Origin of the sequence: Chryseobacterium sp. B21-037 (assembly GCF_028570785.1) — a bacterium.
In the GTDB taxonomy this organism is placed as follows: domain Bacteria; phylum Bacteroidota; class Bacteroidia; order Flavobacteriales; family Weeksellaceae; genus Chryseobacterium; species Chryseobacterium proteolyticum.
Genome location: NZ_JALGCB010000001.1, coordinates 2,010,126 through 2,022,165, shown reverse-complemented (window position 1 = coordinate 2,022,165; position 12,040 = coordinate 2,010,126). Strand labels below are relative to the sequence as shown.

The 12,040-nt window shown below is 42.1% G+C and carries 3 protein-coding genes; all 3 read right to left on the bottom strand.

The genetic code is table 11. The features are described from left to right. Nucleotides 1-13 precede the first annotated feature (13 nt). The 3 genes from MTQ00_RS08770 to MTQ00_RS08760 are packed head-to-tail and all read right to left on the bottom strand — an operon-like array spanning nt 14 to nt 11,332. Nucleotides 14-679, bottom strand: a complete 666-nt coding sequence (locus MTQ00_RS08770) for a 4'-phosphopantetheinyl transferase family protein (RefSeq protein ID WP_273648501.1) — start codon at nt 677-679, stop codon at nt 14-16. After that, a complete protein-coding gene (locus MTQ00_RS08765) occupies nt 568-4,251 on the bottom strand; it encodes a beta-ketoacyl synthase N-terminal-like domain-containing protein (protein WP_273648500.1) in 3,684 nt (1,227 codons plus the stop codon). The genes MTQ00_RS08770 and MTQ00_RS08765 overlap by 112 nt, the downstream gene beginning before the upstream one ends. Nucleotides 4,252-4,270: 19 nt before the next feature. Beyond that, a complete protein-coding gene (locus MTQ00_RS08760) occupies nt 4,271-11,332 on the bottom strand; it encodes a type I polyketide synthase (protein WP_273648499.1) in 7,062 nt (2,353 codons plus the stop codon). Nucleotides 11,333-12,040: the final 708 nt, after the last annotated feature.

The window sequence follows — 12,040 nt, the reverse complement described above, 5'->3', positions numbered from 1 at the left end:
TTTAATGTGTTGTTCATAGTGTCCATCCGATAATATAATTTTGATGTTTTATGGTTTTTATTTCAGTTTGGTTGATCCACAAATGATCATCCTTTATTAGTTGTACTTCATATGCTTTAGGATTGCCTTGCAGTCCTTTTCCCAGGAACTTTCCATAGGCTTCTTTGGCAACCCAGAATCGGGTCGTCCATTCCGCCTGATCCCTGTCCTTTAATAATTCCAGCTCTGAATCTGTGAATACCAGATCATAGAAACCGGAACTTCTTTCCTCGATCGTTTCCATATCAATTCCTACGGACTTACCATGGCGTGCAATAGCTACAGCCTCCTTTCCTTTATGGGCAAGGGATACGTGGATATCCTGTGTGAAATCGCTGATGAGGTAAGGCTTGCCCAGTTCATCTGAGCCTATTTCAAATGTAATAGGATAGCAGGCGTGATTCTTTTGTTCACGGAGTAAATTCCTTACGGCATCTTTTACGGCAACGCGGCTCACCATCCAGTTTTTCTTCTTGTTGGGTAGTAGTTTTTGGTGGTATTGTTTTTCCGTCTGGTTGAAATATCGCTTCAGGATAAAGTCCCAGGAAGCCACTCTGGTATAAGCCTGATGGAAGAAAATACCTGGGGTGCTATTTCTTCTGAAAGACGGTTGTGAAGAGGAGACATGGAAACATTCCATAATGCTTCATCGATTTCAAGTCTTCTGTTCTGCCAGCCTGTAATGGCACACCACGCCTTTCCATCTCTTTTCAGTATAATATTGGCGGTGGCAAATTCCTCATTTAAATCGGTAAGAATACAGGTACATTCGAATAATCCGTCCTGACCTTCCATGTTTCCGAAGAATTCAATATCCCTTATTTTTACCGGAAAAGCAATCCTGTCTTTAGTAAGGGTAAGTTGCAGCCACAAGCCAAACAGCTGTCCTGCATTATCCAACAGGGAACCTTTTCCGCCATTTCCTTTAATAGTTCCTATAATACCTTTACTTCCAACGGATAAAATTTCTGTAATTCCCTGATAAGCATCTCCATGGAACATATGTTTATCATAGATTTCCTCAGGAGTACGATGGATGGGTAGCAGATCTCCGATCGAAAGATCAAAAACCGGTACGACAGGAGGTGAAGATCTTAATATGACTTCAGCATTGGCGAAATTTTCTATATCAAGATAAGCGTGGGTTGAAGAGCGCCATTCTCCATTCACTGTTTTTTCAAATGGTTTGGCTACGTTCATCCATTGGAATACGCTAATGTTCATTATTTTATGGACCTGCATTTCCGGGATCTCAGCCTGGGCTATTTCTGCTAGTAATTCAAAGATCATGGTCATGGGAATCACAGGTTCCATATCCGTTACATCAGGCCAGCCTGCAGGTTGTCTAAGCAGACTATGGTCGATGAGGTATGGATGGGTATCCAGATTCACATGCAGGGATTTTGAAAAATTCTTGCTTACAGGTGCTTTAGGTTGAGTAATTACCGGACTTTGAGTTGTCGTCTTTGGTCCGTGCTGGAATAGCGTTAAAACTTCTTCTTGCATACGGATCATATCCGCAATATTTTCCTGGAAAGCCTGCACAAGAGGATGCCCGCTTTTCGTTGCGATGGCGGAAGTTCCGTTTTGTGCTAGTACATCAAAAGATTTAGCCAGTGTTTTAGCTTCTTTAAAATTACGGATGATAGGTGATCCTAATTCCAGTTTAATACCTTTACCTGATGATTTTTTAGAAGCGTGATGTATTTCTAAAAAGTCGAGTGAAATATCTTTACCCTCCACAAATAATGCGGCAACTACACGTTGTAGCTGGGCAAGAGAAGATCGGGTAGCGACACTTGATGCTAATGTACTGAATGGTCTCCCTTTCAAGGTATCATCTATAAAGCCGATCAGTCCTCCGGTACCTATCTGGATAAAGAATCTGGCTCCTTCTTCATACAATTTCTCCGTCAGTTCCCTGAAGCGTACAGGCTGAACCAAATGTTCCGCACTTAGTTTTCTGATGGCCTCCTCGTCCGAAGGATAAGGCTCCAACGTCGTTGCAGACCATAACGGGATTTTCGTTTTCTGGAATTGTGCTTTTTCCATTCCCTGCAGGATTATATCCAGTTTATCTGCGATAAAAGGTGAATGGAATCCTGATTGGAAGGGAAGTATCTGATGAAATATCTGCTGGGCTTTTAATAAAGGGACCAGTTCTTCCAGTGCAGCATTACTGCCACAAAGGATTACCTGATTCGGGCAGTTATCATTGGAAATATAGATATTCGGAATTGTTTCAATAATGGGGGTGATGATATCAATACCTGCCCCGATCGCAATAAACTTAGAATCTTTTAGTTCAAATGTTTCAGGATTCAGAACATCGATCAGTGCTTTTACAGAATTCACTTCTGCCAGCTCAGAGGAGTAGCCGGCCAGCCATTCTCCCAAACTGTGTCCCGCATTCATATCCGGTATTATGCCTAGTTTTTTCAATGAATTATCCAGGATGCTGCAGTTGTTGAATATGTTTAATGCGTCCGTAAGTAAGCCTTCGCCCTCTGTTTGTATTGGTTCTGTTAATCCGAAATAACGGCTTACACTTTCTACTTCGCCTTTTGCCAGTCCATCCAGTCCAGGGAATACAAAAGCAACTTTTCCTCCATCATGAAGCAACGGAGTATTGGTGTACCAGATATCCTGTTTATTACGCCAAGGTTTGTCCTTGGATACAATTTTAATAAGTTTTTCTATTCTTTCAGGAGTAGGATCAAACATGGCCACTCTGTAGTTCCCTTCTCCGGTTGTACTTTCGTTATTCTGTAAAGCTGAAAGTAACTCCTGATGTGTTTTTCTGGCCAGTAGCAATACGCGGTCTTTTTTAGGCATATCGTATCCTTCAAGAACCACATGGGCATTGATTCCTCCAAACCCAAATGCGTTAACAGCGGCTACTTTCGGTAAGCCGGTTTTAGACCAGCTTGTAGGTTCCTGGACCGGTGCGAATCTGGTTTGCTGCATATCGGCAATAGGATTCTCACAATATAATGTTGGAGGAAGGATATCATGATGCAGGGCCAGGCACGTTTTTATTAAACCTGCAATACCGGCTGCCGGCATGGCATGTCCGATATTGGATTTAACGGATCCGATACCTGCCGTAAGAGCAGATTCTTCTTTTCCAAAAAACTGAGCGAGCGTCTGAAGTTCTGTTTTATCTCCAAGCGGTGTCCCTGTGCCATGGGCTTCAAGATAACCGATTTTCTTTTCATCAAGGTCTGCATTGATCCATGCCTGTTGTAGTGCCTTCAGCTGGCCTTTTGCAGATGGGCTCATAACACTGGTGCCACTGCCGTCACTGCTTACACCAACTCCTTTGATCACGGAATAGATCTTATCCTGATCCCTGATGGCATCTTCCAGACGTTTCAGGACAATAAATCCGCAGCCTTCTCCAATCAATAATCCATCGGCATCCATGCTGAAAGGTTTGATCTGCTGTTGGCGTGACATGGCGCCCAATTGGGCGAAAATACTCCAAAAAGCTGCATTTTGTCCGGTGTGTACGCCTCCGGCAATAACCATATCACAACGGCCTCTGTTAAGCTCCTGAACAGCGTGGTCTACTGCAATCAGAGAACTGGCACAAGCGGCATCTACTGTGAACGCGGCTCCTCCCAGATTGAACCGGTTGGCCACTAAAGAAGCAACAAGGTTAGGGATGAGTCCCATTGCAGTATCTGCAGCAAAGCGTCCTTTTCTTTCCTGGAAAGCATGTTTTACTTTTTCAATTTCTGCAGGAGATATTTGTGGAAGCAGCTCCTGAAGCAATGAAGATATTTGTTCCCCGGTCCTAACGATTTCGATAGCACGGGTAGCTCCCGGGCCTGTATAATTTCCTTTACCAATGATGATTCCTGTTTTTTCGAGCGAAACCTGTTTTTTGAATACACCGGCATCGTCTAATGCTTTTTGCACCAGATCAAGGGTTAGCAAATGATCAGGTTCGGTGCCTTCTACAGCTAACGGTAAAATACCATAGGCGGTGGGGTCAAATTCATAATCGGGAATGAATCCGCCACGCTGACAATAAAAACGGTCAACCGAACCTGGTGTATCGCTGAAATGGATCGGATCAATACGATCCGCAGGTGCAGTTTGGGTAGAATCTACCTTATTAATGATATTTTGCCAAAAGGTGTTGGCATCCTGTGCTCCGGGGAAGACACAGGATAGGCCAATTACAGCAATATCTGTTTTTTTCATAGTTATCTGATACAGCGATTTACCAATTATTTCCTGACATGATCAGCACCTGGCTTTCCGTTCCGTACTTGATCTCATTAAGGAAGATTTCTTTTCCCTGATCCAATGGAATGAGAGAGATTCCACGACGTTCATATTCTGTTTCCAGGGTTGAGGAAACCATACCGGCACCTTTCCATGGTCCCCAGTTGATGGAGATCACTTTTCCTTTTAATTTTTTATCCAGAGCTTTGGCATAATCATCCAATACACTATTGGCTGCTGCGTAGTCCGTCTGCCCTTTATTTCCATATACGGAAGCAATGCTTGAGAAGAGAACTACAAACTGGCATTCCGGACGAAGCTGTTCTGCTAATACACGTAACGGTTTTACTTTGGTATCAAATACACGTCCGAACGAACTGGTTGTTTTCTGTTTAAATAGTTTGTCTTCCAAAAGGCCTGCACCGTGGATCACACCATCCAGCTGCCCATATTTTTCATAAATAGTATTGATAAGATCGCATAATCCGTCTTCGTCACAAAGATCCAGGGAATGATAAACTACCGTACTTCCAAGTTGTTCCATATCTCTGATAGTCCGTAGGATCTGATTGCTCTTAAATACCCTAACCGTTTCTTTTTCTATTTCTGAAGGAGAAGTAAATTGTCCTGTTTTAATCAGGTAACTTCTGATTTCTTCTTTCGTTTTCAGGGTTTCCAATTCTTTAAGATCAGACGTTCCTTCTCGCGGATCTGCAGACCGGCCAACAAGGATATAGGTGCAAGGATAGGCTTCGGACATGTGTTTAACAAGTTCAGCCGTGATGCCCTGTCCACCACCTAATACAAGCACTACAGATTCTTTGTTCAATTGGATGTGTGCTTCCTCCAGGCTGGTTGATAGAGGAGATGGTATAATATCTACCTTGTGACGTTGGTCATCTTTATAAATAACTTCGGATGGCTTGTCTGTCGTAAGTATTTCTTTTAACGCGATTTCTGCAATTTGATCAAGATCCTGAGGAGTACTCAGGTTGATCAGTCTGCATGAAGTTTGCTCATACTCCCTGGCAAGGCTCTTAAAGAAGCCTGGATATCCCTGATAATGGCGTAATACTTTAATATCGGTCAGTTCCTGAAGATGTGCAGGAATATCGGATATCAGGTATACCCATTTTACTTTATCGAAGTCCAGCTTCTTTATAAGGTCAACGTATTCAATGATGCCGTTTTTTACTTCAGAAGAGAAGATGTCAAGAATGATAAGCCCGTCAAAATTTTTAAGGTCCGTTTCCATATCGATCACTTCACCGATGGCTCCGCATTTTTCAAGTATATTTTTAATGGCTAATGTTTCTATAATCGTAGCAGGAGTAATGGCAAAACGTTTTCCTTTTATTGTTTCTGTATTTTGTATTGCTAAAACATCACTTGGCGTAAGGTCAAATCTTAGACGTGATAACATGGCCTGTTCCTGAGCTTCTCCTGATATCTGTTCAGTAATTTTAGCTTCTGCTTCATGGCTGGCTTCACTGCTTTTTCCATTAAGCTCACTGATCCATGATGCCAATCCCCGAAGGGTTTTAATTGCTGCCAGTTTCTCCATGATGTCATCTGCCTGCTCTAAATCCTGTCCGAATCCTATTTTGGTTTTCAGATCTCCGATAATTTCCATTCTTTTGATGGAATCGATGCTTAAATCTGCTTCAAGATCCAGGTCTAGTCCCAGCATTTCTTTCGGATATCCTGTTTTTTCACTTACAATATCCAGGATTGCATTTTGAAGGTCTTCCAGGGAAAAAGAAGACTGATTTTTCGGTTCTGCAACTTCTACGGCCTCAGTTTTTGTATTCACTGCAGCAGGAGCTCCCATAAATTCCGTAAGCCAGGAAACCAGCCCGTTTAAAGTTTTGATAGAGGCAAGTTGCTCCATTACAGTGTCTTCATTAGAACTGTCCATAGATAAAGCACCCAGCTCACTTCGAAGTGTTCCTATGATCTCAACTCTTTTGATGGAATCGATACTAAGGTCCGCTTCAAGATCCATTTCCATGCCCAGCATTTCATGCGGGTATCCGGTTTTTTCACTTACAACCTGTAGTAATAAAGTTTTAACGTCTTTTGTTGGGGCTTGTTTTGTCTGAGTAACAACTGCCGGTTTTTCTGTAACGATTTGCGAAGTTGGTATAGTAACCACGTTGTTAGCCCCGTTAGCCCCGTTGGTTCCATTGGTTCCGTTTGTTACTGGTGCGTGATACACGGGAGCAGAAGTAATTTGAGGATTCTGACCCAGGAATGAAAGCATTACATCCCTTTGAGCCTGTATCATCATCTTCATACTATTTAAATATTCCTGCAGCATACGCTCGGCAGCGGGTAAATTCTCGGTTGCAGGTGCTTGATTATTAGTAAAGTTGTTCATTTGGATAGGGTTTAAAATGGGTAGTGCACCATTGGCAGGCAAATTACCTGTAGTAGGGTGTGCTGTTTGTCCGTTAACACGCCAGATGGCCGGGTTTTTCTTATAAAGATCAGGTTGGTCAATCTGAATAAATCGGGTATTGCGGCCATCGAAAAGCTTGCTGATGTCAAAGTTTCGACCCGTACCTAAATATTGGGCAAGCATGCACAGAAGATGGCTGAATTTATTACGACTGTTGTCTTCCACATACAGGGTCAACTGATCTTTACCTAAGGAAGATTGCGTTAATCCGGTAAGTACTTTTCCTGGTCCTACTTCGATGAATATTCTCGCTCCGTCTTCGTACATCGCCTGAATTTGCTCTACAAATCTCACCGGCTGTACAAGATGGTCTGTTAGCCTTTCCTTTATTTCTGAAGATTCTGTCGGATATACTGTTGCGGTAGTATTCGACCAGACAGGAATTTGCATTTCCTCAAATGGAATATCGTTGAGTACCGTTGTATACAGATCTTTGGATTTGGCAACAACAGGGCTATGGAATGCACAGGCAACCTCCAGCTTTTTAGCAGAAATTCCTTCCTGTTTAAGGATTGTCATCAGGTTATTGATTGCATTGGTACTTCCTGCAACCACGCACTGGGAAGGTGCATTATAGTTTACGGGATAGCAGCCTTCGGTTTTTTCAAGGATCGGTAATAAACGTTCTTTTGTTATGCTTACAGCTACCATGGTACCCGGATCTCCGCCTTCCACAGAGTTCAGAATAGCATGCGCCCTGCGTCTGCTAAGGTCTACAAGTTTTTCTTCTTCAAAAACACCGGCAAAACATAATGCAGGCAGTTCTCCGTAGCTGTGACCTGCCAGCATATCCGGAACAATCCCCAGAGATTGAAGGAATTTAGCCAGTGCAAGATCCACAATTCCTAAAAGAGGTTGTGCTAGGCGGGTATCTTTAATGGTTTCTTTTTGTTGCTTTAAAGTTTCCGGATCGAAAGACGTAGAAGGGAAAACTACTTTTTCAAGCTCAGGGTACTGGTCCAGAAGTTTACGCATTGCAGGGAATACGACAAACAGATCACGCGCCATATTGATACGCTGACTGCCTTGTCCAGGGAACAAAAAGGCTACCTTACCGGCTTTCTTATTAACGGTAAAAGTGTCTTTGGTTTCGATGCCGGACAGAATCAGCTCGATCTTCATCATCAGATCTTCAGCTGTGTCCGCTACAATACTCAACTGGACAGGCTTTTCAGAACCTACGCTTAAGCTGTATGCTATATCTTTCAATGAGATATCATCATTGATTTCCAGTAAAGAAGTGATTTGGCTTAGCTGGCTTTTTGCTTCTTCATAAGTATCTCCACGGAATACAAATAATTCCGATGGCCATGATTGCATGGTCACAGGCTCTTCCTGTTTCGAATGATTGGCAATCACAGTATGGAAATTGGTTCCGCCAAATCCAAAAGCACTGATTCCCGCATAACGGTTTTTATCGCCCCACAATCCGCTTTCTGCATAGAATGCAAAAGGACTGGTTTGTGCATTATAATAAGCATTAGGCTGCTGAAGGTGAAGGGTAGGTGGTTTTACACCATGATACACTGCTAATGATGCTTTGATCAGCCCTGCTAATCCTGCCGCGCATTTGGTATGTCCGATCTGGGTTTTTACAGATCCCAGGTGAGTCTGGCCCGGTATCGCTCCAGAGCGGCTGAATAGATTGGTTAATGCATTAAGTTCGGTCTTATCTCCGACTACAGTTCCAGTTCCGTGAGCTTCTATTAATCCTACAGCTGCAGGGCTAATACCTGCTTGGGCATAAGCACGTTCCAGTGCTCTTACCTGGCCAATTTTCCGTGGAGCAGTAAGCCCTAAAGCCTTACCATCACTGGATCCTCCGACACCTTTGATTACCGAATAAATGCGGTCACCATCACGTAAGGCATCTTCATATCGTTTCAGGACAAGAATAGCAACCCCTTCTCCCAGGGCAATTCCGTCGGCTTCACTATCAAAAGTTGCACATCTTCCTTTTCGGGAAAGTGCATGTGTGCTTGAAAACATAAGATAATCGTTGATCCCGTTATGCAAATCTGCTCCACCGGCCAGCACCATATCCGATTTGCCTAATACAAGCTCCTGGCATGCCAGTTCTATTGCGGCCAGAGATGATGCGCAAGCGGCATCCACCGTAAAGTTTCTTCCTCCAAGGTCCAGACGGTTGGTGATTCTTCCGGCGATTACATTGGCTAAAATACCCGGGAATGAATCTTCTGTAGTATGTGGGAATGCTTCTTTTACTTCATCATGAAGTTCCCCGAAAACCTGTTTGTAATACCCTCTGAAACTGTAGCTGTTCGCAAGGTCATTACCACCTTCAGCTCCTATGATTACAGAGATATTTTCTCTGTTGATATGTTTCTCACCATAACCAGCATCTTCCATGGCACGTTTGGCCACCAGTAATGTTAATAATTGTGTAGGTTCAATAGCGGCGAGAGATTGAGGAGGTATTCCGAAGGCAAGCGGATCAAAATCAATTTTCGGAATGAATCCACCCCATTTGGAATGGGATACATCCGGTCCATCTGAATCCGGATGATAATAAAGCTCTTTATTCCATCGTTCATCGGGTACCTCTGTTACACTGTCTTTTCCTAAAATGATATTACGCCAGTATTCTTCCAGATTTTTTGCACCCGGAAATATACATTCCATACCTATGATTGCTATGTCAAGCGGTTTTTCATGAGAAGATGGTTCTTCCGGTAAAGCGGCATCCTGTATATATTTAAAATTATCTACAGCAACATCTTCATGAAGGTCCGAAATCGAAATAACACGGTCGTGCATGGTAGCGATCTGACCAATCATGTACATCCCAAGATCCAGCTGTTGATTTTTAGGAATATTAACGAGTTGGTCCCCCTGACGATCTACTCCTTTTGCTGCAATCCTCAGACGGCCTACGTTGAGCTTTTCAAGCTGCTCCCAAACCTGTTTTTTATCTATTCCGGCTGCCAGAAGTTTTGTTTTTTCAGCACTGAAATGTTGAGCAAATGCCGTGTTCAGGCAACGCGTTTCATGTCCCGGTGCGGTTTCCAATAAAACAGTGTCTTTTGCCTGCATGGCTTGTATCTGGAATTCTTCCTGGATAGCACCCGTAAGTACGGCTTCCTGGGTATAAAGATATGCTGTACCCATCAATACTCCAACCTTTACACCTCTTGCTGCAAGAGGTGCTGCCATGATAGAAACAAATGCTGTTGAAAATGCATTATGGATCCCACCTGCAAAAAAGACGCTGATATTTTCAGGGTGTTCTTCTTTTAATATACGTTCAATTTGTTTTTCCCAAAGAACAGTGCTTGAAAGCGGTCCTACGTGTCCGCCACATTCGCGTCCTTCAAATATGAAATTTCGGGCTCCTTCTTTTAAGAAAATATCCAGCAAAGCCGGTGAAGGAACATGAAGAAAGGTCGTTATTCCCGCTTTTTCAAATATTTTTGCCTGGGCAGGTCTTCCTCCGGCAATTAAAACTACAGGAGGTTTTGCCTCCAATATATAAGAGGTTTGCTCATCTCGTAATTCCTGGGGAGCAAATCCTAAAATTCCTACACCCCAAGTTTTTTCTCCCGCAAGCTTTTTAGTATCCATAACCAAATCTTTAGCCTGGTTTCCTTTAAGTAAAGAAAGGGCAACGAAAGGCAAGGCGCCTGCATCAGCTACAGCGTTAGCGAACGAAGGAACATCACTGACACGGGTCATTGGACCCTGAGCAATAGGATAACGAAGGTTTAGCTCTTTCGCTAAAGCATTTTCCTCGTCAATTACCTGTAGGGCTTTTGCCTGTTTAAGATGGCCATACATGGCTTCTTTAAATCCAAAAACCATTTTCTTCAGGTTTTTGAAGTCTTCAAAGAGATCTGTTGCTAATGAAATATCCTGTCCCATTGGGATATAGCTGTTAGCCGGGTCAAGATCTGTGAAAAATTCTTTAAGGTCTTCTGCGGTGGTATTTTCCGGTAAAGAAGGTGAGTTGGGTCTTACCAAAACACGATGGTTAGCAATGATTTTTGTTTCGGTTCCGTTAAGCTTTGAGCAGAGATCTTTTAGATCCTGTGGAACAGAACTTTCCGGAAACAGCGAAAGCTGGCTGTCCAGTACAACACCGGTTGCTCCCAGTGCTTTTGCGGCGGCAGCGGTATGAAGTCCTACGCCTCCCTGGATCCATACCGGGATAGAGGTTACTTCTTTTATGATTCGCTGAAATAAAACAAATGTTGACTCATATCCTACAAGTCCACCGGCTTCATTTCCTTTAATAATAATACCTGCAGCTTCCATACGTTCAGCTTCTTTGGCTTCTTCCAGACTGCTTACCTGATAAACAATCGGTAAATTCGGGAAGAGATTGGCGGAAGTGCCAAATGGAAGGATCACAAATTCTACTTTTTCAGAGATTTGAAGGGATTCGAATTTATCATCGGAGGAATAAATACCGTAAGAAGGTATATCGGTCTGGTCTAATTGATGAAGTGCTGCCTGGGCGATTGCTGACTCATGTCCCAAGCTTAAAACAGCAAATGCACCTGCCTGGTGTAGTTTTAATATAAGATGGGCATCCGGCTTCTCGAAAGGAGTAAGCCCAATAATAGTTATGTTTTTCATGGCGTTTTTATATTGAGTGATCAGGATTCCTATAACCAATCGGTAAAACGTTTAATGTTATATCCGGTTGTTTTGTTATGGAGGAATAAAAATAGTAAAATTATATTATATATTCAATAATAAATAGTATTTAATGATTATTCTTTAATTTTAAAAGAATTGGTTTTCCAAAATGCTATTGAGCGGTGCTTATAAGGCATGCATTCTACATTGCTCTTTTCATGGGGCTTTAAGTCGATGGTGATTAGATTTTTCATTACATTTATAATTTTGAGATAAACGGCGGGAAATGTCATAGCAGGATGCTGAACGTCCGATATATAGAACGATCGTCTGTTATGATGGAATAAAAATAATTAATTCTGTGATATGTTTAATAATAAAGGCGATTTGGTAATGATTTTTTAACAATGCCTCTTTTTAGCCTTCAAATATCATTAAACACCTGAAACTTATATTTTTATTCTTATGAAAAAACTGGTACAATCTATGTGATAATAATTATAAATATTTATAATTATTTAGCAATATTAAGCAAATATATGAATAAAAATGTGATATTTCAATAGGTGGAGATTTGTTTTTTTAATATTACAAAAAGATAACATACAAATAGGGGTATATTTGGAAAAAATGAGCAGGCTGAATTGGTAGAAAATTCAGTTGATTTTGTATAAAGATGGTCACGTCCATATCATAAAATCCATA

Bases quoted from the DNA above. Each gene is read 5' to 3' on its own strand.
- MTQ00_RS08760 (WP_273648499.1), bottom strand. From the start codon at position 11,332: ATGAAAAACATAACTATTATTGGGCTTACTCCTTTCGAGAAGCCGGAT.
- MTQ00_RS08765 (WP_273648500.1), bottom strand. From the start codon at position 4,251: ATGAAAAAAACAGATATTGCTGTAATTGGCCTATCCTGTGTCTTCCCC.
- MTQ00_RS08770 (WP_273648501.1), bottom strand. From the start codon at position 679: ATGGAATGTTTCCATGTCTCCTCTTCACAACCGTCTTTCAGAAGAAAT.